Source organism: Noviherbaspirillum sp. (assembly GCF_035654295.1).
In the GTDB taxonomy this organism is placed as follows: domain Bacteria; phylum Pseudomonadota; class Gammaproteobacteria; order Burkholderiales; family Burkholderiaceae_D; genus Noviherbaspirillum.
The window spans coordinates 1-22,423 of sequence record NZ_DASRXF010000036.1 but is presented as its reverse complement, the minus strand read 5'-3'; the positions used below and the strand labels follow the sequence as shown (position 1 = coordinate 22,423).

General features: G+C 64.4%; 24 protein-coding genes and 1 pseudogene. 10 read left to right on the top strand and 15 right to left on the bottom strand.

Annotated elements, in window-relative coordinates; all coding sequences use genetic code 11:
* Positions 1–983: pseudogene (locus VFF99_RS04295) on the bottom strand (hypothetical protein); the annotation flags it as partial.
* A gap of 189 nt (positions 984–1,172) precedes the next feature.
* Between VFF99_RS04295 and VFF99_RS04290 the strand changes: the two are divergent.
* Positions 1,173–1,298 (top strand): hypothetical protein, encoded by a 126-nt coding sequence (locus VFF99_RS04290; RefSeq protein ID WP_325015288.1) that lies wholly within the window; start codon positions 1,173–1,175, stop codon positions 1,296–1,298.
* A gap of 17 nt (positions 1,299–1,315) precedes the next feature.
* Here VFF99_RS04290 and nirD read toward each other — a convergent pair whose 3' ends face one another.
* From nirD to VFF99_RS04270, 4 genes are all read right to left on the bottom strand, one after another.
* Positions 1,316–1,663, bottom strand: a complete 348-nt coding sequence (gene nirD, locus VFF99_RS04285) for a nitrite reductase small subunit NirD (protein ID WP_325015287.1) — start codon at positions 1,661–1,663, stop codon at positions 1,316–1,318.
* A gap of 3 nt (positions 1,664–1,666) precedes the next feature.
* Positions 1,667–4,198: a nitrite reductase large subunit NirB gene (nirB, locus tag VFF99_RS04280; protein ID WP_325015286.1), complete on the bottom strand. Its 2,532-nt coding sequence runs from the start codon at positions 4,196–4,198 to the stop codon at positions 1,667–1,669.
* A 209-nt stretch (positions 4,199–4,407) separates the two neighbouring features.
* A complete protein-coding gene (locus tag VFF99_RS04275) occupies positions 4,408–5,127 on the bottom strand; it encodes an RES family NAD+ phosphorylase (RefSeq protein ID WP_414691499.1) in 720 nt (239 codons plus the stop codon).
* Positions 5,105–5,482, bottom strand: coding sequence for an XRE family transcriptional regulator (locus VFF99_RS04270; protein WP_325015285.1), 378 nt, complete (start codon positions 5,480–5,482; stop codon positions 5,105–5,107). The genes VFF99_RS04275 and VFF99_RS04270 overlap by 23 nt, the downstream gene beginning before the upstream one ends.
* Positions 5,483–5,610: 128 nt before the next feature.
* Here VFF99_RS04270 and VFF99_RS04265 point away from each other — a divergent pair, with 128 nt between their 5' ends.
* The 6 genes from VFF99_RS04265 (at position 5,611) to VFF99_RS04240 (ending at position 9,737) form a co-directional block, all read left to right on the top strand.
* The gene (locus VFF99_RS04265; protein ID WP_325015284.1) at positions 5,611–6,411 is read left to right on the top strand and encodes a hypothetical protein; all 801 of its coding nucleotides are present in this window, start codon (positions 5,611–5,613) and stop codon (positions 6,409–6,411) included.
* 369 nt (positions 6,412–6,780) lie between these two features.
* Positions 6,781–7,089: a DUF2471 family protein gene (locus VFF99_RS04260; protein WP_325015282.1), complete on the top strand. Its 309-nt coding sequence runs from the start codon at positions 6,781–6,783 to the stop codon at positions 7,087–7,089.
* A gap of 63 nt (positions 7,090–7,152) precedes the next feature.
* Positions 7,153–7,509, top strand: a complete 357-nt coding sequence (locus VFF99_RS04255; RefSeq protein WP_325015280.1) for a YciI family protein — start codon at positions 7,153–7,155, stop codon at positions 7,507–7,509.
* A gap of 113 nt (positions 7,510–7,622) precedes the next feature.
* Entirely contained in the window at positions 7,623–8,045 is a 423-nt protein-coding gene (locus VFF99_RS04250; protein ID WP_325015278.1) for a YciI family protein, read from the top strand.
* A gap of 10 nt (positions 8,046–8,055) precedes the next feature.
* On the top strand, positions 8,056–8,463 hold the full coding sequence (locus VFF99_RS04245; RefSeq protein WP_325015276.1) for a VOC family protein: 408 nt from the start codon (positions 8,056–8,058) through the stop codon (positions 8,461–8,463).
* A complete protein-coding gene (locus VFF99_RS04240) occupies positions 8,463–9,737 on the top strand; it encodes an RNA polymerase sigma factor (RefSeq protein WP_325015274.1) in 1,275 nt (424 codons plus the stop codon). Before VFF99_RS04245 ends, VFF99_RS04240 begins: the two co-directional genes overlap by 1 nt.
* Positions 9,738–9,747: 10 nt before the next feature.
* On the opposite strand, the gene VFF99_RS04235 is transcribed toward VFF99_RS04240, so the two are convergent.
* The 3 genes from VFF99_RS04235 to VFF99_RS04225 form a co-directional block, all read right to left on the bottom strand.
* Positions 9,748–10,446: a hypothetical protein gene (locus VFF99_RS04235; protein WP_325015273.1), complete on the bottom strand. Its 699-nt coding sequence runs from the start codon at positions 10,444–10,446 to the stop codon at positions 9,748–9,750.
* Positions 10,447–10,509: 63 nt separating this feature from the next.
* On the bottom strand, positions 10,510–12,240 hold the full coding sequence (locus VFF99_RS04230) for a YsnF/AvaK domain-containing protein (protein ID WP_325015272.1): 1,731 nt from the start codon (positions 12,238–12,240) through the stop codon (positions 10,510–10,512).
* A gap of 119 nt (positions 12,241–12,359) precedes the next feature.
* Complete coding sequence (locus tag VFF99_RS04225) at positions 12,360–12,521, bottom strand: hypothetical protein (protein WP_325015271.1); 162 nt, start codon at positions 12,519–12,521, stop codon at positions 12,360–12,362.
* 38 nt (positions 12,522–12,559) lie between these two features.
* Here VFF99_RS04225 and VFF99_RS04220 point away from each other — a divergent pair, with 38 nt between their 5' ends.
* Entirely contained in the window at positions 12,560–12,880 is a 321-nt protein-coding gene (locus tag VFF99_RS04220; protein WP_325015270.1) for a hypothetical protein, read from the top strand.
* A gap of 18 nt (positions 12,881–12,898) precedes the next feature.
* Here the strand turns inward: VFF99_RS04220 and VFF99_RS04215 are convergent, their stop codons facing one another.
* The 7 genes from VFF99_RS04215 to VFF99_RS04185 form a co-directional block, all read right to left on the bottom strand.
* The gene (locus VFF99_RS04215) at positions 12,899–13,966 is read right to left on the bottom strand and encodes a vWA domain-containing protein (protein ID WP_325015290.1); all 1,068 of its coding nucleotides are present in this window, start codon (positions 13,964–13,966) and stop codon (positions 12,899–12,901) included.
* Entirely contained in the window at positions 13,966–14,895 is a 930-nt protein-coding gene (locus tag VFF99_RS04210) for a DUF58 domain-containing protein (protein WP_325015269.1), read from the bottom strand. The genes VFF99_RS04215 and VFF99_RS04210 overlap by 1 nt, the downstream gene beginning before the upstream one ends.
* Positions 14,870–15,886, bottom strand: a complete 1,017-nt coding sequence (locus tag VFF99_RS04205; RefSeq protein ID WP_325015268.1) for a MoxR family ATPase — start codon at positions 15,884–15,886, stop codon at positions 14,870–14,872. Before VFF99_RS04205 ends, VFF99_RS04210 begins: the two co-directional genes overlap by 26 nt.
* 11 nt (positions 15,887–15,897) lie before the next feature.
* Positions 15,898–16,836, bottom strand: a complete 939-nt coding sequence (locus tag VFF99_RS04200) for a S1C family serine protease (RefSeq protein ID WP_325015267.1) — start codon at positions 16,834–16,836, stop codon at positions 15,898–15,900.
* 12 nt (positions 16,837–16,848) lie between these two features.
* Positions 16,849–17,091: a hypothetical protein gene (locus tag VFF99_RS04195; RefSeq protein WP_325015266.1), complete on the bottom strand. Its 243-nt coding sequence runs from the start codon at positions 17,089–17,091 to the stop codon at positions 16,849–16,851.
* 238 nt (positions 17,092–17,329) lie between these two features.
* A complete protein-coding gene (locus VFF99_RS04190) occupies positions 17,330–17,815 on the bottom strand; it encodes a hypothetical protein (protein ID WP_325015265.1) in 486 nt (161 codons plus the stop codon).
* A 103-nt stretch (positions 17,816–17,918) separates the two neighbouring features.
* Positions 17,919–18,422, bottom strand: a complete 504-nt coding sequence (locus tag VFF99_RS04185) for a hypothetical protein (protein WP_325015264.1) — start codon at positions 18,420–18,422, stop codon at positions 17,919–17,921.
* A 247-nt stretch (positions 18,423–18,669) separates the two neighbouring features.
* Here VFF99_RS04185 and VFF99_RS04180 point away from each other — a divergent pair, with 247 nt between their 5' ends.
* Positions 18,670–19,179, top strand: coding sequence for a hypothetical protein (locus VFF99_RS04180; RefSeq protein WP_325015263.1), 510 nt, complete (start codon positions 18,670–18,672; stop codon positions 19,177–19,179).
* A 262-nt stretch (positions 19,180–19,441) separates the two neighbouring features.
* The coding region (locus tag VFF99_RS04175) for a sensor domain-containing diguanylate cyclase (protein WP_325015262.1) at positions 19,442–22,423 on the top strand (2,982 nt) is incomplete at its 3' end.

The following is a 22,423-nucleotide window of genomic DNA, read 5'->3' as shown; positions in this document are numbered from 1 at the left end:
GGCGGCTGGAACGCAAAGGGTTCTCCCGCCGGGATGCGGGGCGGCGGCGGAGTTTCCGCCATCGGCGCGGGGGACGGCGCAGGCGGCTGCCAGGTGTTCCACACCGGCTCTACCCTCTCATCCTGCTCCACCCGCTCAACGACAGCCGCGAGCTGGGCGACCGCCTGCACGAGCTGCTGTTCTTCCTGCCGGGGCGGCTCCTCGACCACGGGCGCGGGCGGCGCGGCTTCATGAAGGGGAGCAACGACACTTTTTTCTTCGGGCTTGGGCGCTGGCAGCGGTTGACGCGGCAAGGGCCTCGCAGCTGGAGCCGCACGCGGCGGCGTTACAACGATGCGCACCGGTTCGCGCTGGAGCTTGCGCGCATTCGCTTCCTCGGCGGCTTTGGCACGTGCCAGCATCGCGGAGGTCGGGCGAATCTGCTCGAACGGCGCCCATTCCTCGCTGGGACGGGCCGCCGGTGCGGCCGGTTCGTTGCGCGGCAGGCTTTTTTCAGCCGGCTTCCTGACTGCATCCTTGCCGAAGAAGGTGGCGGGCAATTTCCAGGCGTCGGCGGCCGGCGTGCCACCTGTGCGCGGTCCTGGCCGGACGGGCGCCGGCGCATGGCGCACGGCGGCCTTCGCACTGGCTTGCCCCCGCTCGCCGGAGCGCAGCACCCAGCGGACAAGATCGAAGGCGCGCCGCCCGAACAGCCAGGGCAAGCTCATGAGCACCGTCGCCAGAAGCAGGACGACGCCGAACGCCATGCCGAATGCATCGGAAAAGAAGCTGCCGACGAAGCGGCCGACAGCGGGTGCTGCTTCCGCCCGGATGAACGCTTCCAGCGCGCTGCTGGCGCACAGCACGAGCACCGTGCCGAGCCAGAGACGGATCGAGCCCTGTCCCTGCACAGGCGCGCGCCGCAACAGGAACGACCGCGCCAGCCGCCACAACAAGGGCAAGAGCCACAGCACAGACCAACCGAACCAACCCGTAACCGCCATTTGCATTCTTTTGTCTAAATGTCACCAGAAGCGCTTCCGGCACAGCATGCCGCAAGGAAATCAGCCCGGTACTTTAGCAGATGCAACGGTGCTTGCAGGAGTGATGCGGTCATTCCGTGACTTCGGCGGCACAGGGCCGCCGGCCACGAACCGGGCGCCTTGACATAAACTGGCGCAATGGAGGCTGAAATGGAAAACCGTCCGAAGGAAACGAAAGCCGACCGCCTGTCGCGATTCATCGTGGCGGTCGTGACCTGTCTCGGCGCGCTGGGCATGGCGGCCCTGCTCTACTTCCCCTTGCAGTATCTCAAGTAGTTGCGCAGATCGGGGCCTTAGACCCCGACCCAGACCGTCCGCTTTTCCACGCGCACCGGGTAAGCCGCAACCGACTTCTCGGGCGCTTCGAGGCATTCGCCGTTCTTCAGGTCGAAATGGTGCTTGTAGATCGGCGAGGCGACGACGATGCGCTCGCCGAGATTGCCGACCAGGCCGCGCGACAGCACGCTGGCCTGGGCGTTGGGATCGAAGTTATCGATGGCAAACAGCCGGTCGGTGCCGTCTTTGACATGGAAGACAGCAACATGCCGGTCCTGCACCAGCGCGCATACGCCGGTATTGGGAACGAGATCGTCGACGGAGCACACCGCGCTCCAGGTGATGGCTTTGTTGTCGTGGTTCATGGTTCAGGCTGCCTTGGCAATAATGGGAATGACGGTCCCGCGCTCGTCGGGGTTGGCCGGACGGATCTGTCCGCGCTCCTCGACGAAGACGACGTTCTGGTCCGGCTGGTCGCTGTTGACGAACTGGCGGAAGCGCTTGCGTGTTTCGGGATCGGTGACGGCGTTCTTCCATTCGCACTGGTAGGTATCGACCACGTGCTGCATGTCGGCTTCCAGCTCGGCGGCGATGCCGAGCTTGTCGCCGATGATCACGTCCTTCAGGTAATCCAGCCCGCCTTCCAGGTTGTCGCGCCACACGCTTGTGCGCTGCAGGCGGTCGGCGGTGCGGATGTAGAACATCAGGAAGCGGTCGATGTAGCGCACCAGTTCCTGCTTCGACAGGTCCGAAGCCAGCAGCTCGGCATGGCGCGGCTTCATCCCGCCGTTGCCGCAGACGTACAGGTTCCAGCCTTTCTCGGTCGCGATCACGCCGACGTCCTTGCCTTGCGCTTCGGCGCATTCCCGGGTGCAGCCGGAAACGCCGAACTTGATCTTGTGCGGGGCGCGCAAGCCCTTGTAGCGGTTCTCCAGTTCGATCGCCAGGCCGACGCTGTCATCGACGCCGTAGCGGCACCAGGTCGAGCCCACGCAGGACTTCACGGTGCGCAACGACTTGCCGTAGGCATGGCCCGACTCGAAGCCCGCCGCGATCAGCTCTTCCCAGATCGCCGGCAACTGCTCCACGCGCGCGCCGAACAGGTCCACCCGCTGGCCGCCGGTGATCTTGGTGTAGAGGCCGTATTTCTTGGCCACCTGCGCCACCGCCATCAGGCCGTCGGGCGTGACTTCGCCGCCGGGCATGCGCGGCACGACGGAATAGGTGCCGTCCTTCTGGATATTGCCGAGGAAGTAGTCGTTCGAATCCTGCAGGCTCGCATGGTCCTTGTTCAGCACGAAATCGTTCCAGCAGGAGGCGAAGATGCTGGCCGCGACCGGCTTGCAGATGTCGCATCCCAGGCCCTTGCCGTGCGTTTCCAGCAACGCCTCGAAGGTGCGGATCTTGCCGACGCGGACCAGATGGAACAATTCCTGCCGCGAATAGGCGAAGTGCTCGCAGAGGTGGTTGTTGACGGCCATGCCCTGCTTCTTCATCTCGGCCTTCATCACTTGCGTCACCAGGGGCACGCAGCCGCCGCAGGCCGTCCCTGCCTTGGTGCAGGACTTGAGTTCGACGATATTCGTGGCGCCGCCGGCGACCGCGTCGCAAAGCTGGCCCTTGGAGACGTTGTTGCAGGAGCAGATCTGCGCGGACGCGGGCAGCGCTTCCACGCCGATGCCGGGCCGGGCCTTGCCGTCGCTCTGCGGCAGGATCAGGAATTCCGGCGCTTCCGGCAATGCGATCCGGTTGAGCATCATCTGCAGCAGGCTGCCGTATTCGGCGGCGTCACCGACCAGCACCGCCCCGAGCAGTTGCTTGCCGCATTCGGAAACGACAATCTTTTTGTAGACCTGCTTGCGCTCGTCGGTGAACTGGTAAGCGCGGCTGCCGGCGGTATTGCCGAGGGCATCGCCGATGCTGGCCACGTCCACGCCCATCAGCTTGAGCTTGGTGCTCATGTCGGCGCCGGTGAACTCTACGGCCTCACCGGCGATATGTTTCGCCGCGGTGCGCGCCATGTCGTAACCGGGCGCGACGAGGCCGAAGACCTGGCCGTTCCATGCGGCGCATTCGCCGATCGCATAGATGTCCGGATCGGCGCTCAGGCAGTTGGCGCCGATGGCGACGCCGCCGCGCGGCCCGAGCGCGAGGCCGCACCGGCGCGCCAGTTCGTCGCGCGGCCGGATGCCGGCGGAGAAGACGAGCATGTCTGTCTCGAGATGGGAACCGTCCGCGAACACGAGGCGGTGACGCGCCTGCTCGCCATCGACGATTTCCACGGTGTTCTTCTGCGTGTGCACGGTGACGCCGAGTTCCTCGATCTTCCGGCGCAGCACGCGTCCGCCGCCGTCGTCCACCTGCACCGCCATCAGGCGCGGCGCGAATTCGACCACATGCGTTTGCAGATCCATGTCGCGCAAGGCCTTCGCGCATTCGAGGCCGAGCAGGCCGCCGCCGATCACGACCCCGCTCTTGGCACGGCTGCCGCATTCAAGCATGGCTTCGAGGTCTTCGATGGTGCGGTAGACGAAACAATCCTTGCGGTCCTTGCCGGGCACCGCCGGCACGAAGGGATAGGAGCCGGTGGCCAGCACCAGCTTGTCGTAGCCGAGGACCTCGCCGCTGCCGGTAGTGACCGTCTTCTTGTCGCGGTCGATGGACACGGCGCGGCTGTTCAGCCTGAGCAGCATGTTGTCGCGATCGAAGAAGCCGGGCGGTACGAGCGAGAGGTCATCCGCGCTTTTACCTGAAAAGAATTCCGAGAGGTGGACACGGTCATACGCCGGGCGCGGCTCTTCGCACAGGATCGTGACTTCCGCATCCCGCAGGCCGGCCTCATCCAGGCTTTCGAGAAATTTGTGTCCCACCATGCCGTGGCCGATTACCAGGATCTTCATGCATTTTCCTTCCTGAGATGTCCTTCGGCGGACTCTCCACGCAAGGCACCATTGCCTTTGCGCCGCTGCTTTTGCAATCGGCGTGCCAAGCAATTCAGGCGCTTTTTGCGGGGCAAAACGGGTGGCGATGCATCAAAGTTGGGATGCCGTGCATTGCGGACGGGCGTGTGGCGGAGGCATCCGCACTGGAAAAGTGCGGACGGCGGCGGCTAGCGTGCGGGCCGCGACCAGGCGGCCGCCTCGAAGTCGAAGCTTTCTTCCTCGAAGATGGAGTCGCGGCGCCAGAACACGCGCTCGCGGAAGACGGCCAGCGACCATGTCTGGCTTTCCTCGGGCCTGGTATGGACGAAGGCGGTGTGGCTGAGCACGGCGGCGCATGCGCCCGGTGCGGGGTCGCGCACCGAACGGTATCGGATGATGCGGATGCCATCCTCGCGCGCTTCGCGCGCAAGCTGCTGGCAGGCGGCATAGTTGTCCGGGTCGGTCCATTCGCGTTCTCGCCGGGACAGCGGCGGCTCCCGCAGGTCGATGGTCTTGCCGGCGACGGCCGTGCGGAACAGGGTTTGCGGGACGGGCGGAATGGATGGCAGCGCCGGGCTGTCATTGAGCAGCCGCCAGCGCCAATAGCCAAGTTCGGCGCATGCAGTGCGAATTTCGCCGGCGCCGTAGAACACGCCAGGATCGGCGGGGCCGCGAAAGCGCGATCCAGAGGGCAGCGGCGGATAGCGGAAAGGCGTGAACAGCAGGTAATGAAGTGCGCGCGATGCGGGGCCGACGGGCGGCTTGGACTCGTCAAGGATATGCTCCAGCAGCGCCTGCTCGTCCAGCGTATCGACCAGCACCATGGTCGATACCCGGTGCTGCCCCTCCACTGCCCGCCACAGGTCGAGCGCAGCTTCGTGCGCCTCAAATGCGGCCACGGTGGGCATCCAGGTAATGGAGGACGCGGACCAGCCCTTCGGTGGACTGGATCAGCTCGACCGGCTTGCCGGACAGACCCAGGTTATCGCCATTGAGCCATTGCCGCGCCGTGTCGGCGTGGCCGAAGATCGCATCCAGGGAACGGTACATGCGCACGAAGAGCACGGCCAGCTCCCATTCCTTGCCGCGTTCACGGGCGAGCTGGTACTGACCGGAACACATGCGTGATACCGTCGACGCGCTGACGCCAAGGATGCGCGCCAGCGATTGCTGGCTGATGCCGGTCAGCTCGGCAGCGCGCACGACGGCTTTGGTCAGCGTGGCAGCGGCATCAGGCTGGTTGTTACCCTGAACGATGATCATGGCACACTCCTTTCTATAGAAAGAATATACCGTCTTTCATTCAGCAGCAAGAATTTTTGCTGCTGGTGCCGCTTGGCACATATCACTTAGAATACCTGCCCTCGAACACCGCCCCGAATCCCAAGAGCATGAATATCAGGATCAGCGACGAACTGCGGCCCTGCGTGGACCCGCTTACCGCCCATGAATACGCCGCGCTGGAAAGCAGCATCCTCACCGAGGGCTGCCGCGACGCCCTCGTGCTGTGGGGGGATGTGCTGATCGACGGCCATAACCGCTACGCGATCTGCAAGAAGCACGACATTCCATTCAAGACCGTCCAGAACGACCGGTTTGCCAGCATCGAGGACGTGATGCTGTGGATGATCGACAACCACCTCGCCCGCCGCAGCGTGAGCGATTTCCAGCGCGGCATGCTCGCGCTGCGCAAGAAAGCGATTCTTGCGGCCCGGCAGAAGGAAAAACAGGCGGCGGAACCGGAGGCCAAGGCCGGGCCTGAAGACGCGCCCAAGCCGGCGGCCGAACGACCGCCGCTCGCGACGCGGGAAGAGATTGCCAAGGTGGCGGGCATCAGCAGCAATGCGATCAGCCGCATCGAAAAGATCCAGAAGACGGCCGCGCCTGAACTGGTGGAGGCGGTCCGCGCGGGCACGATTTCCCTCAACGCGGCTGCCGCGGTAGCCTCGCTCCCGCCGGAGCGCCAGGTTGCAGCCGTCAGCGGCGGCAAGAAGGAATTGCAGCAGGCAGCGCGGCAGGTGCGGGAAGCGAAGGCACCGGCAAGGCCGAAGCCGGAAGCGGAACCGCATGAGCCGGTGACCGATCTCGACGAGGCGAACCGGCAGATCGCGCAACTCAGGGCCGAGAACGCGACAATGAAGTCCCGCATCCAGCAACTGACCATCGCGCTCTCCGAGGCACGGCGGAATTAAAAAAGGTAACAAAAACATTGATCTGAATCATCCATCTCGAGCAACACCTGAGATATGATTTCTTCATCTGCTGCACATGCAACCGATATGCATGGCGGCAGGCCTAGCGCCCTATCGTGCGGATCAGGTCGTCAGCCACATGGCGGACCCGGATCACGGATGGGGCGTTTCCATTTGTGCATCCCGCCGTCGTTTTCCTTGCTTCTTGGCAAGGAAAAACTTGTTGAATAACAACAAGTTATGCAAGGAACCTATTCTTTCAGGCAAGGTATTTCCTTTCGTCGCGGGACTTTTTGCTCGCCCTCATAATCCCGCCCCGCGATCTGATTTATACTGTACACGCATACAGTAACATCGCAGGTGATTGCCATGAAATTCTTCGAAGGACACAAACTTCACGCCGCCGAGGCCCGGCTTGCGCTGGCCGTGGATGCCATCGTCGAGCGTCACCGCACCGCAGGGAGGACGCTCACGTGGCGGCTCGTGCACGAGATCGAAAAGGAAGCGCTCAAGACCCTCGAGCAGGCCGGGGATCTCGACCGCAAGTACGTGCGCATGCTCAAGTCGTCGCGCTGGGGCTACGTGCCACGCGTGAACCAGCCGGCCGACCTGGAATGCCACGAGGGGCTGCCGGTGACCCTCACCCTGATCCGCAAGGCCTACCACACCCTGCATTGAGCGCTTGCTCATGGCATCGGAAGCGTGGTTACAATCAGGCTTTCTTGTCCATTTGAAAACACCATGCCCTACATGCTGCTGATCGTTGAGCCCGCCGGACAAAGGCAGGAACGCACCGAGGCGGAAGGACGTGCCGTCTATGACCGCATGCTCCGCTTCGCCGATGAACTCAAGGACAAAGGCTTGCTGATGGGCGTGGAATCCCTCGCCTCCCAGTCCACTGCCGCGCGCGTCACGGTTCGCAACGGGAAAGCCACCGTGCTCGACGGCCCCTTTGCCGAAGCCAAGGAAATGATCGGCGGCTTCTTCCTCGTCGATTGCGCCACGCGCGAAGAAGCGGTCGCCATCGCCGAGCGCTGTCCTGCGGCCGAATGGTGCACGGTGGAAGTGCGCAGCCTCGCGCCCTGTTACGTCAGCTAAAAAATTTCCGGCATCTGTCGATTCCGCCGCATCGCGTTCGTCGTGGAGACAGGAGCCCGGCAACGCGTGCATGTCGCACCAGGGAAAGGCTCCACTGCAAAGGAGAAACGGACATGCGATTCATGATCATCGTCAAGGCGACGGCGGACTCGGAGGCGGGCATCATGCCGCCCGAAAGCCTGTTCGCCGAGATGGCGGCATATCACGAGCAGCTCGCCAGGGCGGGCGTCCTGCTGGATGCGAACGGACTGCAGCCCACGTCCCGCGGCTGGCGTATCCGTTACGCGGGCGGCAAACGCCAGGTCATCGACGGCCCCTTCACTGAAAGCAAGGAACTGATCGCCGGGTATACGCTGATCCAGGTCCGTTCGCGCGAGGAAGCGCTGGAGTGGGCGCGCCGCTTCCCGGCGCCGCACGGCGAAGCTGTCGAGGCCGAGATCGAAGTCCGGCAGTTGTACGAACTGGATGATCTCGGACCGAGCGACGCAATCGAAAAATTCCGCGAGATGTGCATCGGCGGTGAACAGCAACGCTGAAAGGGAAAACATGAACAAGCAGATCTTCGTCAACCTCCCGGTCAAGGACCTGGAACGCGCCAAAACCTTCTTCGGCGCGCTCGGCTTCAGTTTCAACCCGCAGTTCACCGATGCCAACGCCGCTTGCATGATCGTGTCCGGCGACATCTATGTGATGCTGCTCACCGAACCCTTCTTCCAGAGCTTCACCCGCAAACCCGTGGCCGACGCGCACAAGGCGACCGAAGTGCTGGTCTGCCTGTCCTGCGAGAGCCGGGCGGAAGTCGACAGCCTGGTCGCCAAGGCGGTGGCCGCCGGCGGGCAGGCGCCGCGCGAACCGCAAGACCACGGCTTCATGTACCAGCACGGCTTCGAGGACCCGGACGGCCATATCTGGGAACTGGTCCACATGGTCGACAACCCGCCCGCGCAAGCCTGATGCCCTCCCCCACCCACAAGGCGATCGACGCCGTATGGCGCATCGAGTCCGCGAAGATCGTGGCCGGCGTCGCGCGCCTGGTGCGGGATATCGGACTGGCGGAAGAACTTGCCCAGGATGCGCTGGTTGCCGCGCTCGAGCATTGGCCGCACGACGGCGTCCCCGACAATCCGGGCGCCTGGCTGATGGCGACCGCGAAAAACCGCGCGCTCGACCGCCTGCGGCGCCAGAAACTGGCCGACAGCAAGCTCGAGCAACTGGGCCATGACCTCGACGCACTGGAGGCCCTGATCGTGCCGGACTTCGTGGATGAACTGGATGCCGCACGGTCGGACGACATCGGCGACGACCTGCTGCGCCTGATCTTTACCGCCTGCCACCCCGTGCTCTCGACCGAGGCCCGGGTGGCGCTGACGCTCAAGCTGCTGGGCGGCCTCACCACCGAGGAAATCGCGCGCGCCTTCCTCGTTCCCGAGCCGACCATCGCCCAACGGATCGTGCGCGCCAAGCGCACCCTGCGCGACGCCCGCGTGCCCTTCGAAGTGCCGCGCGGCGAAGCGCTGGCCGAGCGCCTCGCCTCGGTGCTGGAGGTGGTCTACCTGGTATTCAATGAAGGCTATACCGCCACCGCGGGCGACGACTGGATGCGTCCCGCCCTCATCGACGAAGCCTTGCGCCTGGGGCGCATGCTGGCCGAGCTGGCGCCGGCGGAGCCGGAGGCGCATGGGCTGGCCGCGCTGATGGAACTGCAGGCCTCGCGCGCCAAGGCGCGCGTGGATGCAGCGGGACGGCCCGTGCTGCTGGCCAACCAGGACCGCAGCCGCTGGGACCACCTGCTGATCCGGCGCGGCCTGGCCGCCCTCGCGCGCGGGCTGGCGGCCACGGAGGAACCCGGCCCCTACCTGTTGCAGGCCGAAATCGCCGCCTGCCATGCGCGTGCGCCCACCGCCGCTGATACGGACTGGGTGCGCATCGCCGAACACTATGGCGCGCTGGCCCGCGCCATGCCTTCGCCCGTGGTGGAGCTGAACCGCGCGGTGGCAGTCGGCATGGCCTACGGTCCCGCGGCGGGACTGGAGATCGTGGATGCGCTGCGCGGCGAGCGTGCGCTGCGCGATTACCAATGGCTGCCGAGCGTGCGCGGCGACCTGCTCGCCAAGCTCGGACGACACCAGGAAGCGCGCATGGAGTTCGAACGCGCGGCAAGCATGACGCGCAATGCGCGGGAACGCGAACTGCTGCTGCAGCGGGCCGCCGACCTCGGCGGCAACTGATGATGCGCGGTCAGCGCGGCTGACCGGGTTGCTGCGGTTGCTGCGGTTGCTGCATTTGTTGCGGCTGCTGCGACGAGCCACCCGACGCCGCGGACGACGGCTGCGAACCCGAGGCTCCGCTGCTGCTGCCACTGCTACCCGACATCGGCGGTTGGGACTGCGAGGCTCCGCTCATCTGCTGCTGACCGGAAGACGATGCGCCGCTGCTGGCTGACGAAGGCTGGGATTGTCCCGATGCCGACGAACCGCTCGAGCTGCCGCCGCCGGACGCGCCCTGCGTCTGCGACTTCTTCTTTGCCTGGGCTACGGCCATGTCGCGCGAAGCCTTGGCTTCCTTCTGGCAGGCATTCTTGGCATCGCCGACCTGGTCGTCGCATTTTTCCTTGGCGACCTTGTACTGCGCCTCTGCCTTGGCCTCTTCCAGCTCCAGCTGGTTCTTCGGCGTGTTGCGTTCGGCTACCTTGGCCTGGGCTTCGGCCACTTCCTTCTGGCCATCGGCCTCGGCCTTGCAGATATCCTTGGCATTCTCCTTCATGCCATTGCATTTCTCCATCGCCGACTTGTGCTGCTGTTCGATATTTTCCTTTTGCGATTGCTGTCCGGACTGCTGCGATGATGATCCGGATGCCCCAGAGGATTGCTGGGCATGGGCGCTTGCGGCCAGGACCAGGGAGAGCGACGCGGCGATGATGCTGAACTTGTTATTCACGGTTAGGCTCCTTCCAATGAAAAAAGGCCGCATGCCTTGCGCATGCGGCCTGTGCTGCCTGCCTCAGTGGCGGCGCCCGGTGACGCGTTCCGCGCCGTAACGCACCGCGTCCTTCACCTTATCCCAGGTACTGCCGGGATGGCTGGACTCCCAGTCGGTGCGCAGTTGCGGCTCGACGTCGTTCCACTGGTAGTTCTTGTAGCGCTCGTTGCCCGCCATGGTGGAGCCATAGCGGTAGGCGGCATCGTAGTCCTCATACCTGCCGCCGCTGGTGCCGTAGGTCGATTGCCAGTGCCGGCGGAAATCGGTGTCGTCCGCCGTCGTGCCCGTCGTCGTGCCCGCCATCGTGCCCGAGGCGCCAAGCTGCTCGACCTCCACCTCGGTGCGGCGCACCGTGTCATTGACATCCTGGGTGCGCTGGGTGACTTCCTTGCCGACCACCACTTCCTCGACCACGCGCGCCGACTTCGAGACCACTGCCTCTTCCGCCGTTTCGCGCAGCTCCACCGAGCCTTCCTTGAACGCCGCCATATCGGCTTCCGTGGCCGGCTTGTCGACCGCATGTCGCTCGACGCGCACGCGCTCTTCGCGCAGTTGCACCTGCTCGTGGACCGGCTTCTCGGTCATGCGGCGGAACACGCGCACGCCGCCGCGCTGGACTTCACGCTTGCCGACCTTCAATTCCTCTTCCACGACCGGGATGCGGGTCTGGTCTGTCGTTGTAGTGCCAGTGCCAGTGCCAGTACCAGTACCTGCGCTGGTGCCGCGTGTGGATTGCCAGGCGCTGCGTTCCTTGCGGATCTCGTCGTCTGTGTAGCGCGGCGCGCTGGCGTCGTAGCCCGACCATCCCTGCTGCTTCCAGTAGCTGGCGCGTTCGTCGACGTCCACCGGATCGAAGCGGTTCATGATGTCGGTGGCACGGTCGGCCTCGTCGTCGTCGCGTGCCTGCACGGTAAGCACGTAGCTGCCGCGGCGTGCGGATTCCGCATAGGTGTCGTGATACGGATTCTGCTCGGAGCCGAACAGCGAGCGGAAGAAGCCGCCGATGCCGCCGCCGCTATCCTTCTGCGTGGATGCCGTCGTGGTGCTGCCGGTGGTGGCGGCATCATCCTCGTTGCTCAGCTGGATATTGCTGCGCTGGAATCCATCCGCCACCAGTGCCTGGACCGCCGCCTGCGCATCGGAATATTCGTCGTACACGCCGACCACGCTATGCGCGCCGCCGGTGTCCGAAGCCGAGGTCATTCCGGTGGTGCCGCCCGGACGGTAGATATGCTGGCCGTTATGCTTGCGCCATTCCTGCTCCATCCAGCCGGCGTCCTGGTCGGAACGCGGGCGCACGCCCATCAGGATGCCGCCCTGCTTCAGGCCGCTCTCATAATGCTTGACGCGTTCCTCCGGAATACCCCAGCCGACGAGCGCGCCGAGCAGGCCGCCGGTCGCGGCACCGGCACCCGCGCCCGCGGCCGCAGCCGCCAGCGGACCGGCGATCACCAGTCCCAGGCCGGGCAATGCGAGGCTGGTGCCTGTGGCCGTCGCCGCCGCGAGGACCGCACCCAGAGTGCCGCCCACCGCGCCGCCGATACCGGCACCTTCGGCTGCCTTGTTGCCCAGTTCGGTCTCGGCCGTTCCTGCACCGAAATGCTTCTTCCTGGCGTCATCCGACATGACAACGTTGATGTCGTCCTTGGTGTAGCCACGCGCCGTCAGGCTCTGATACGCACGCTCCGCGCTGTCGCGATCGTTGAACAAACCGGTCATCATGCCACTGTTGTCTCTCGATTCAGTTGCCATTATCAGTTCTCCTTTGGTTATGCGAAAAGTCGACGAGCGCACCGCGCCGCACGCGTCGCGCGCCTCTGTAGCTCGACTTCTCAGAAGCGATGCAGAAATCGCAAGGGCTTAGTAAGAAGCTAAAACGCGCGATGAGTTCCGTCGACATAGTGGTAACGAAATGTTTCACCGCCCGCGCAAATGGCGGCCGCATGCGGATTCCACTTGCATCCGCCGGCATTTTCGGCAACAATCAAACGAGAATGATTCTCATTTAAACGCAGCCAGCCGAGCGTGATCATGCGCCGCCAGCCCGACTTTGGAAACGAAAGGAGTGCCCATGCCTCGCGATGCAACCCCTTCCCCGATCGAGGAACCCGTCGCCACGACCAGCCCGGAACTGCTGGTCTCGGCGGTGCTTCATCTCATGTCGCACTACGCCGCGTCGAGCGCGGAATCCGGCGCTTGTCTGAAGCTCGGAGCGATCATCGAGCGCCACCTGCGGGCGTTGGCCGCGATCCCCGACCTGCCGCCGGTACTGCGCGCAACCTGCCACCAGCTCTCCGAGCAATGGGCAGGCGTGGTGGAACGCGCGCAGCCAGGGCGGGCACGGCGCGGATTCTTTACACGGCTGGTGGATGGCATGCAGGGCGCGGGCTGATGCCGCACCCCTGGCTGGCTATACGATGCGGTTGAACCAGAGCATCGACAGCAGCGCGGAGAGCAGCGCGAGCGCGGCGGCGGCGGCGGCGAACAAGGCGGACACCTCACTCTCCCGCTTCTCCAGCGTCAGGCGCGAGCTGAGCGTCTTGTAGACCTTGGCGAGGTCGTTTGCGGTGCCGGCATAGAAGTACTGCCCTTTGGTGAGGGACGCAATTTCCTTGAGCGGCGCCTCGTCCAGCCGGACATGCATGGCCCAGCCGTCGCCGGTGAGCACTTCCCCGGCTGCCGTCCCGATGCCGATGGTGAACACCCGCACGCCCCGCTCGGCCGCCATGCGCGAGGCTTCCACGGGATCGGGCCCGGTCGTCGTCTGGCCATCGGTGAGCAGGATGATCGCCGCCGAGCCGTAGGAGCCGGGCGGAACCGGCTTGAACTCTTCCGCCTCCTGAGCCTTGCCGGTCTTGTCGCTTTCGCTGCCAAGGGCACGCGCACCGTAACCTCCGCGCGGCTCGACATCACGCGGGTCGGAGGTGTTCAGGTTGAACTTGACGTCGGGGAAGATGGCCTTGAGCGACACCAGGATGCCGCTGCCGACCGCCGTGCCCCGTTGCAGCTGCATGCGGCTCAGCGCATCGAGCAGGTCATCGCGGTTGGACGTGGGCGGTTGCACGAGGCTGGCGGCGCCGGCAAAGGAAACGATGCCCACGCGCGTATTCCGCGGCTGCTGCTCGACGAAGGTGCGAACCGCCGTCAGCGCCGCGGCGAAGCGGCTGGGCGCGACATCGGTGGCCCGCATGCTGCCGGAAACATCCACCGCAAGAATCATGGTCTTGTGCTCCGAAGGCAGCGTCAGCACCGCGGCCGGACGTGCCGCCGCCAGCAGCATCAACGCAATGGCGAGCAGGAAGAGCAGCGGCGGAACGTGGCGCCGGAACTGCGAGCCGCGCATCGCTTCGCGCACCGTCGCCAGCCCCGCGTACTGGACCGCGACCTTCTTGCGCCGACGCAGCATGAGCCAGTACGCCAGCACCAGCATCGGCAGGATCAGCAACAACCACAGCAGGTGCGGCCAGAGGAAGGTCATCATGCCCCCCTGCTTGCCACCGCGCCCGCGGCCAGCCGTGCGCTGTTGCGCCGCAGATCGGAGAAGCGGAACAACGCATCCACGATATCGTCCTCGGTAGAGATTTCCAGCACGTCTACACCAGCATAGGCGAAGGCATCGTGGAGTTCATCCTCGCGTTTGCTCACCGCGGCGGCGAAACGGCTGCGGAAGCCGCGGTCGTGGGTGTCGACCAGCAATTGCTCCGACGTCTCCGGGTCTTGCATGGTCAGCAGGCCGAGGTCGGGTAATTCCATTTCCAGCGGATCGTACAGCCGGATGGCGATCACGTCGTGCCGCTGCGCCAGCATCGCCATCGGCTTTTCCCAGCCCGGCTGGGTAATGAAATCCGATACCACGAACACCAGCGAGCGCCGATGCATTACGTGCGCGGCGGTCTGCAGCAGTTCGGTCAGGCGCGTGGATGCGTTCGAGGGCGCAGCGCGGGGCCGCTTCGCCATGCGGTGCAGCAGCTGCAGCACCTGTTTCCTGCCGCTCTTGGCGGTGAGCACGGTATCGACACTCGTGCCGTAGAACAGCGCACCGAAACGGTTCCCGTGCCGGCTCAGCATGCTGGCCAGGATGGTCGTCAGTTCCATCGCCTGCGTCCGCTTGCTCACCGTCTGCGAACCGAAGTCCTCGGAGGGGCTCAGGTCGAGCAGGAACCAGGCAGTCAGCTCGCGTTCCTCGTAATACTCCTTCACATAGGGCGTCTGCAGGCGTGCCGTCACGTTCCAGTCGATGTGGCGCACATCGTCCTGAAACTGGTACTCGCGCAGGTCGGCGAGGTCAACGCCGAGGCCGCGGAACAGCGTGCGGTAATCGCCGTGCAGCAAACCGTCGAGCCGGCGCAGGACGGTGAGCTCGAGGCGGTTGAGGATGGCTTCAGGCGTTTGCGTCAACTTTGACATGATTTTCGAGCACTCTTTCAGGCGGCGGGAGATGTTTCAGGATGCGGTGGATGATCTGGTCCGCCGCTATGTTGTCAGCCAGCGCTTCATAGGAGAGCGACAGCCGGTGCCGCAGCACATCGGGAACGAGGTCGACGATGTCTTCCGGCCGGACGTGGGTGCGTCCGCGCAGCAATGCCAGGGCGCGCGCGCCTTCCACGAGATGGATGGAAGCGCGCGGACTGGCGCCGCAGGAAATGTAATGTTTCAGGTGGGGCACATTGCAGCGGTCCGGATCGCGCGTGGCCGCCACGAGGTGGACGGCATAGCGCACCAGGGACGGATCGACATAGCAGTTCCGGCATTGCCGCTGCAGCACGGCAAGTTCGTCCGTGGTCGTCACCGATGCCACTTCCTGGTCCTCGCCGGTGACGCGATTGACGATCACAAACTCTTCTTCTTCGGTCGGATAGCCGACCAGCACCTTCATCATGAAACGGTCGACCTGCGCCTCCGGCAGCGGATAGGTGCCCTCCGTCTCGATCGGGTTCTGCGTGGCCATGACGAGGAAGGGTTCCGGCACGCGATGCGTGGTGCCGGCGATCGTGACCTGGCATTCCTGCATGACTTCCAGCAACGCGCTCTGCACCTTGGCCGGCGCGCGGTTGATTTCGTCGGCCAGCAACAGGTTGGAAAACACCGGGCCGAGCGAGGTGGAAAACTCGCCCGTCTTCTGGTTGTAGATGCGGGTGCCGATCAGGTCGGCAGGCACCAGGTCGGGCGTGAACTGGATGCGGTGGAAACTGCCCTGGATCGTCCTCGCCAGCGTCTTGACGGTCAAGGTCTTGGCCAGCCCCGGCACACCTTCGACCAGCAGGTGCCCGCCGGCAAGGATGGCCACCAGCACGCGCTCCAGGAAGTGATCCTGCCCCACCACTACCCGCTTGACTTCATAAAGGACTCGCTCCATCTGGAGCGAGACGTCGGACCTGCTGCTGTCGAAAGTATCCATGTTTATCCTGTTCAGAAGGGGGAGTCGCCGGCGGCGGCGGCGGCGATTTCAATCGGGACTGCGAATCCGATGCCCACGAAGCTTCCCTGCTCGTGCGGGCTGAGGATGGCCGTGACAATGCCGACCACCTCGCCGCTCATGGTGATCAACGGTCCGCCCGAATTGCCCGGGTTGGCCGCGGCATCGAACTGGATCAGGTTGCGCAGGATTTCATTGTCCCGCGGCGATACATAGGTGCGCTTGAGGCCGGACACAATGCCCGCCGAGGCCGACGGCCCGATGTTGAAGGGATAGCCGACGGCAACGACCTTGTCGCCCACCGCAAGCCCCTGCGTGGAACGCAGCGTCGCCGGCACCAGGTCATCCGGGATGCTGACCGCCTGGATCACCGCCAGGTCGTTCTCGGGCTGCCGCCGCAGCACGATCGCATCCGATTCATGTCCGTTGGCGAAATGCACCTTGATCCGCGTCTTGTCGTCGGTGCCGATCACGTGCAGGTTGGTCAGGATGACGCCCTTGTCGATGATCACCACGCCGGTCCCGACCCCGCGCAGCCCCTTTTGCGCGCCGCCCTGCTCGCCTTCCTGCACCACGCGCACCACGGAGGGGCGGATGCGGGCGTAGGCCTTCGCTTCCTGCGAAGGGAGCATATTGTTCTCGAGGGTATGCAGCACGGCGGCATCGATGTCGCGCTGGGTAAAGCGGCGTTCAATGGGTGCAAGCGAGGAATACGCCAGGAACAGCAGCACGCAGAGCAGGACCGGCACGGTCATCAGCAGCAGGCGTTCGTGGCGCGTGAGAAAGGCGCGGCTGCGCACGAAACGTTTCGGGCGCGGTGCAGTTGGCGCCGGGGACGGCGCAGCCTGCGGCCGGCTCTCGGGCGCCGAGAGCGGTTCGCCGCGGCTGCGTTGCTTTCGCGCAGTGCGGCTGTAGATAGGTGCCCTTTTCATGCCTGGCGAAATTCAGCGGAGGTTCTTGTAGCGGCCGACGCGGTATTTCCGCATCTGGTAATTGGCCGTGCCGCCCAGGATCAGCACGCCGAGCAGCGGGATCAGCAGGATCGGCGAATCGGTAAAGACCGCACCGCCGAAGCCCAGGACCGCGCACACTGCAAGCAGCTTGGCCAGTTGCCGCATGCCGACCTTCCACGCCTGCCAGGCAAGATCGAGCGTCATGAGCATGAAGAATATGTGCAGGAAGGCCATGATGTATTCCCCTGTTTCGGACAGCAAAGCCGTGCGATGCGGAAGCTGTCCGTCTTGCTACTTTGTCCTCGCGGCGATGGGCAAGTTCAAGCGGTTTCGCCGTGGAGACGATGCGGATCAGGGAAGTAGCGGAATTTTTTCCGCGGATGGCGGACACAACGGTGCCGAATGTGCCCGAAGGAAAGGAATGGCCGGTGCGCAGCCCTGCCGTCGGCTGCACACCGGAAGCGGGCAGCGCTCAGATCGCCCGGATGTCCGAAGGCACCGACGGCTCGGCGAACGGTCCCCGTGTTTCCAGCCGCTCTTCGAACGCCCGGTCGAGCTGGCCGTGCTGCTTCAGGAAATCGCGCACCTCGCGCTGCCACAGGCGCTTGTCGCTCAGCCCGGAGTCATCGCCCAGGGTATAGGTGTTCCTGTCGGCGAACAGGTGGCGTGCATCACCGGGCGCAAGGTTGAACACCCTGGCCAGGATGTCGGCCGGCGATTCGTCCACCGGCGGCTCCCCCGCCAGCTGCAGACGGGTATCGTCGTCCGACAGCGACAAGCCGAGCGCCATGAACTTCGGATGCTGCGCCAGCCACCCGGCGGGCGAGCACATCGTCCCGTGCTCCAGGGTCTCGCCGCGAACGCTGACGAGCTCGTCGAGGTCGATCGCGGTCTCCGGAATGCCGTCGATGATGGCGTAGGCATCCTTGATCAGTTCGAAATCCGGGGCGGTATCCATTGCATGTCCTTTCTGCGGCCTGAAAAAATCCTATTTATAGGAGTCGCTTGCACGCCGCGTCTTGCGCCAGTTCAATGCGGCGGGGATCTTGGCCCCGCAGCGCCTATTTCTCCGATTCCTCCCTGTACAGCGCCAGCAGTTCGTGCAGAGCGCGCACCGTGGACGCATGGTCGCCCTCGTGCAGGATGCCGTAGCCGCCGCGGGCGATCCACGCCTCGATGTTGTCCGGCGTATCGTCGATCAGCACCTTGTGCGGGCCGCTGTAATCGGCCTTCAGTTTCCTCGGCACCACATGCACCACGAATTCCGGCCCGAAGATGCGGGCGACCCATTCGCGTTTCTGCTCCTGGAACACCTTGTTGCTCGGCGCGCCGGTCAGGAAGATCGGTTCCAGGTCCCGTGTCGCCTCCCACAGAATCATGCAGCCTTCGATGAGCTCGAGCTCCGCGAAGAAGCGCTTGTCCGAGTTGACCATCTTCCACAAGCGATTGCGGTCGAGCTGGTTCGGATGCTTCCCCGTCAGCCGCTTGACGCGTGCGTCGAAATCCGCAAACACGCCATCGAGGTCGAGAAAGACCTGCAGCCGGGGCCTATGTGCTGTACTCACCGGCAATCCTTTCCGTGAACTGTCCTTCCAGAAGGATCGACACAGGTGCCGCCCAGTTCCCCCGCGTTTCATGCAGAAGATCAATTTCTACCGATAAATACATGATTTTCTGTAGCTTTCTCGTTTTATTAAGGGAACATTTTGCCGTACTTCAGGGTCGATCGCCGGTTATGTTTAGAGCGCGGCGCCTAAGGATTCTGTCTTACACTGCCCCGCTCGTTTGATCCAGATTAAAAGGGGAGCCCGGATGGGCCTTTACCTCGCCTACGATTCCGAACAAAAGGCTGCTGCACAACCCTCCGCCGACCTGCGCCCCAAGCTCTTGATCGCCATCCGGCCGGAAGACATGGCGCTCAGCAAGATCATCCTCGGCGACGAGTTCAATGCCGTGTTCTGCCACACCTACGAGGAAGCTTGCCGGGCGCTCGACGGCAGCGTGCAAATGGTGACCTGCGGCGTGCATTTCGACAACGGCAAAGTGTTCGACCTGCTGCGCTTCGTGCGCCAAACCCCGGAATTCGAAACCCTTCCCTTCTTCATTCTCCTCGGCGCCGGAAGCCGTTACTCCCAGGCCATCGTGCAAGGTATCCGCGCGGCTGCCGAACTTTTGAAGGTTACCGCCTTTACCGACCTCACCCGCTTCGCTGAAAAGTTCGGCAAGGACGCTTCCTTCGACGCCTTGCGCAAAGGCATCAGGGACGCAATCGCGGCAAGCGCCGCTTACCCCTCCGCCCGCCCCACCCTTTCTTCGCGATAAGCCGCCTCCCCTTCGCGGCACCAACGCAGCAAACCTTCGTCTAAACATTTTGCCTGTGCTGATGCACGGGCAAATTCCTTTCGCCACTACACATCGAGTTTCCGTGCATCAGGACGCAAGGCCTCCAGCCCGGGATTTCGCAGTTCGCTCTTCCTCGTGCCTTGACGGCGGCGGGGAATGCGGGCGGCTGCTCCGGGCACTCGACTGGGCGACCCACCCGCTTGGCCCGCCCTCTGGCTGGCCGGCAAGCCTTCAGGCGCTGGTGCGAACGGCGCTCCACTCCAGCTTCCCGATGGCAGTGCACTGGAGCAAGGAGTTGTTCTCGATCTATAACGATGCCTTCATCCCCATCTACCGGGCCAAACATCCGGCAAGCCTGGGCAAGCCGGTGCGGGAATGCTGGCATGAGATCTGGGATGAGCTCGGGCCGGTTTTCGAGCAGGCGCTGAAAGGCAAGACGACCTTTGACGAAGACGTCCGCTATCGGCTGGAACGCGGGGTGCTCCCGGACGAAGCCTCCTTCACCCACAGCCTCAGCCCGATCTGGGGCGACAACGACGGGATCGACGGCGTGATCGTGGTCACGTTCGAAACCACCAGCGCCATGCGCGGGCGCGCTATCCTCCAGGCCACCAGCGAACGCCACACCGCCCTGGTCAACATGACCCGGCTCCTGCGTGACCTGAAGGACCCGGACGAGATCATGCATGCTGCGGCGGAAACCGTAGGCCGCCATCTCGCCGTGAACCGGGCGGGTTTTGCGGAAATATCCGAAGACGGCCTGCTGCGCCATACCATCACCTGGAACGATGGCACGCTCGCCCCCATCGATGTCGCGCTGCCGGAACGTGCGCTGGGCACGGGGCTGACGGAGGCGTCAAACGCCGGGCGGACGATCGCGATTACCGAAGTGAAGAGCGATCCGCTGACCGCCGATTCCGTGCTCCCTTCACTGGGCGTACGCGCCTGCATCGGCGTCCCCATCGTGCGTCACGGGCGTTGGCAGGGCGGCTTCTACGCCCACAGCGGTGAGCACCGGAGCTGGACCCCGGACGAAATTGCCTGCATGGAAGAAGTCGCCGCAGTGACCTGGGACGCGGTCGAACGCGCAAGGGCGCAGGCGCGCCTGCGCGAAAGCGGCGCGCGCTTCCGCACCGCCCTCGAGATCGCCAAGCTCGGCACTTTTGACTGGGATCTGCGCACCGATGAAGTCATCTTCTCGGAGCGCACCCGCGAAATTTTCGGACTGGGCGCCACCGAAGGCCACCGTGCCGCCGACTACATCGCGCGCCTGATTCCCGAGGACAGGGAGCAACTCGAACAGCTCCTGGCCAGGATGGACGATCAGAACCCGCGCATGCAGGTCGACTACACGATCCGGCTTCCCGACGGCAGCCTGCGTTATATCTCCTGCATCGGCGAAGGCTTCTGCAGCCCTGAGGGCGGATGCTTCCGCATTATCGGCGTGGTCAACGACACCAGCGAGCGCCGGCTCGCGGAACAAGCCTTGCGTGAAAATGCGGAAGTGTTCAACGCCACTTTCGAGCAGGCCGGCATCGGCATCACCCATATCAGCCCGGATGGCCGCTACCGCCTCGTCAACCGGAAGTTCTGCGAGATGGTCGGCTACTCGCGCGAGGAGCTGTACGACAAGAAGTTCGCCGACCTGTCCCACCCGGACGACCGGGAGGTCGGCATGGACGCTTTCAGGCAGTCGATGGCCCGCAAGATTCCGAGCTTCACCGTCGAGAAGCGCTACCTGCGCAAGGACGGCAGCGTGATGTGGGCCAGGATCAATGCCACGTCCATCCTGGATGCCGCCGCGCGCGAGGTGAAGTACAACGTGGCCGTCATCGAGGACATTACGGAGCGCCGGCAAAACGACGAACGGCAGACGTTCATGCTCAAGCTGGAAGCCTGCCTGCGCGACATCGGCGATCCGGCGGAGATTCCACGGACCGTGTGCCGGCTGCTCGGAGAACGGCTCGATGCCGATCACGTCTACTTCGCCGAATTCGAGGACGACGAAATCCACCTCATCATCCGCGCCGACTACCATGCCTCGGCGCGCAAGCTGGCGGGCTACTGGCGGCTGCAGGACTTCGGTGTGCAGACGGCGCGCGCGCTGCGCAACGGCACTACCGTCGTGATCAATGACATCGCCAGCGACAGCCAGACCTCCGGTGTGCCCGCATCGCTGTTCGAGAAAATCGACGCCCGCGCGGGCGTAGCCGTTCCGCTGCTGCGGCATGGCCGCCTGCGCAGCCTGTTCGCGGTGCTGTGCAAGGAACCGCATTCCTGGCCGGCCGCCGCGATCCACCTGATCGAGGAAACCGCGGCACGCACGCGCGAAGCCGTCGAGCGCGGCCGCGCCGAGCAGGAACTGCGGGTGACCAACGAGCGCCTCAGCCTGGCGGTCGCCGGCACGGGCGACGGCGTCTGGGACTGGTACGTGAAGGACGGCCGGATCGAAGTGTCGGCACAGATGAGCGAGATCATCGGCTACGCCGCCGACGAGATGCCGGTCCACACTGACGTGTGGATGAAGCTGGTCCATCCCGACGACGTGGAGCGGCTTGAAGAGGCTGCAAGGGAATGCCTGCGGGATACCGGCAATCGCACCTTTTCCTGCGAATACCGGATGCGCTGCCGCGACGGCAGCTACAAATGGCTGCTCTCGCGCGGCATCGTGGTGGCGCGCGACGCCCGTGCGCAGCCGGTGCGCATGACCGGCATGATCACCGACATTTCCGAACGCAAGGAAGCCGACGAGCGCATCTGGCAGCATGCCAATTTCGATGCGCTCACCGGCCTGCCCAACCGCCGCCTGTTCCGCGACCGCCTCAACCGCGAAGTGGTCAACGCGCAGCGCAACGGGACCAAGATCGCACTGATGTTCATCGACCTCGACCGCTTCAAGCAGGTCAATGACCTCCTCGGCCACGATGCAGGCGATCTCCTGTTGCAGGAAGCAGCGCAGCGCATCGCCGAATGCGTACGCGCCTCGGATACGGTGGCACGGCTGGGCGGCGACGAATTCACCGTCATCCTCACCACGCTCGGCCAGCTCGACCACGTCGAGCACCTCGCCCAGAAACTGCTCGATGCGCTGAGCCGCCCGTTCCGGCTCAACAAGGAGTCGGCCTACGTCTCGGGCAGCATCGGCGTGGCGGTCTTCCCGGATGACGGCCCGAGCTCCGAAGAGCTCATCCGCAAGGCGGACCAAGCCATGTATGCCGCCAAG

Excerpts from the sequence above, each read along its gene's own strand:
- VFF99_RS04290 (WP_325015288.1), top strand. The coding sequence starts at position 1,173 with ATGGAAAACCGTCCGAAGGAAACGAAAGCCGACCGCCTGTCGCGATTC.
- nirD (WP_325015287.1), bottom strand. The coding sequence starts at position 1,663 with ATGAACCACGACAACAAAGCCATCACCTGGAGCGCGGTGTGCTCCGTC.
- nirB (WP_325015286.1), bottom strand. The coding sequence starts at position 4,198 with ATGAAGATCCTGGTAATCGGCCACGGCATGGTGGGACACAAATTTCTC.
- VFF99_RS04275 (WP_414691499.1), bottom strand. The coding sequence starts at position 5,127 with ATGCCCACCGTGGCCGCATTTGAGGCGCACGAAGCTGCGCTCGACCTG.
- VFF99_RS04270 (WP_325015285.1), bottom strand. The coding sequence starts at position 5,482 with ATGATCATCGTTCAGGGTAACAACCAGCCTGATGCCGCTGCCACGCTG.
- VFF99_RS04265 (WP_325015284.1), top strand. The coding sequence starts at position 5,611 with ATGAATATCAGGATCAGCGACGAACTGCGGCCCTGCGTGGACCCGCTT.
- VFF99_RS04260 (WP_325015282.1), top strand. The coding sequence starts at position 6,781 with ATGAAATTCTTCGAAGGACACAAACTTCACGCCGCCGAGGCCCGGCTT.
- VFF99_RS04255 (WP_325015280.1), top strand. The coding sequence starts at position 7,153 with ATGCCCTACATGCTGCTGATCGTTGAGCCCGCCGGACAAAGGCAGGAA.
- VFF99_RS04250 (WP_325015278.1), top strand. The coding sequence starts at position 7,623 with ATGCGATTCATGATCATCGTCAAGGCGACGGCGGACTCGGAGGCGGGC.
- VFF99_RS04245 (WP_325015276.1), top strand. The coding sequence starts at position 8,056 with ATGAACAAGCAGATCTTCGTCAACCTCCCGGTCAAGGACCTGGAACGC.
- VFF99_RS04240 (WP_325015274.1), top strand. The coding sequence starts at position 8,463 with ATGCCCTCCCCCACCCACAAGGCGATCGACGCCGTATGGCGCATCGAG.
- VFF99_RS04230 (WP_325015272.1), bottom strand. The coding sequence starts at position 12,240 with ATGGCAACTGAATCGAGAGACAACAGTGGCATGATGACCGGTTTGTTC.
- VFF99_RS04225 (WP_325015271.1), bottom strand. The coding sequence starts at position 12,521 with ATGATCACGCTCGGCTGGCTGCGTTTAAATGAGAATCATTCTCGTTTG.
- VFF99_RS04220 (WP_325015270.1), top strand. The coding sequence starts at position 12,560 with ATGCCTCGCGATGCAACCCCTTCCCCGATCGAGGAACCCGTCGCCACG.
- VFF99_RS04215 (WP_325015290.1), bottom strand. The coding sequence starts at position 13,966 with ATGACCTTCCTCTGGCCGCACCTGCTGTGGTTGTTGCTGATCCTGCCG.
- VFF99_RS04210 (WP_325015269.1), bottom strand. The coding sequence starts at position 14,895 with ATGTCAAAGTTGACGCAAACGCCTGAAGCCATCCTCAACCGCCTCGAG.
- VFF99_RS04205 (WP_325015268.1), bottom strand. The coding sequence starts at position 15,886 with ATGGATACTTTCGACAGCAGCAGGTCCGACGTCTCGCTCCAGATGGAG.
- VFF99_RS04200 (WP_325015267.1), bottom strand. The coding sequence starts at position 16,836 with ATGAAAAGGGCACCTATCTACAGCCGCACTGCGCGAAAGCAACGCAGC.
- VFF99_RS04195 (WP_325015266.1), bottom strand. The coding sequence starts at position 17,091 with ATGGCCTTCCTGCACATATTCTTCATGCTCATGACGCTCGATCTTGCC.
- VFF99_RS04190 (WP_325015265.1), bottom strand. The coding sequence starts at position 17,815 with ATGGATACCGCCCCGGATTTCGAACTGATCAAGGATGCCTACGCCATC.
- VFF99_RS04180 (WP_325015263.1), top strand. The coding sequence starts at position 18,670 with ATGGGCCTTTACCTCGCCTACGATTCCGAACAAAAGGCTGCTGCACAA.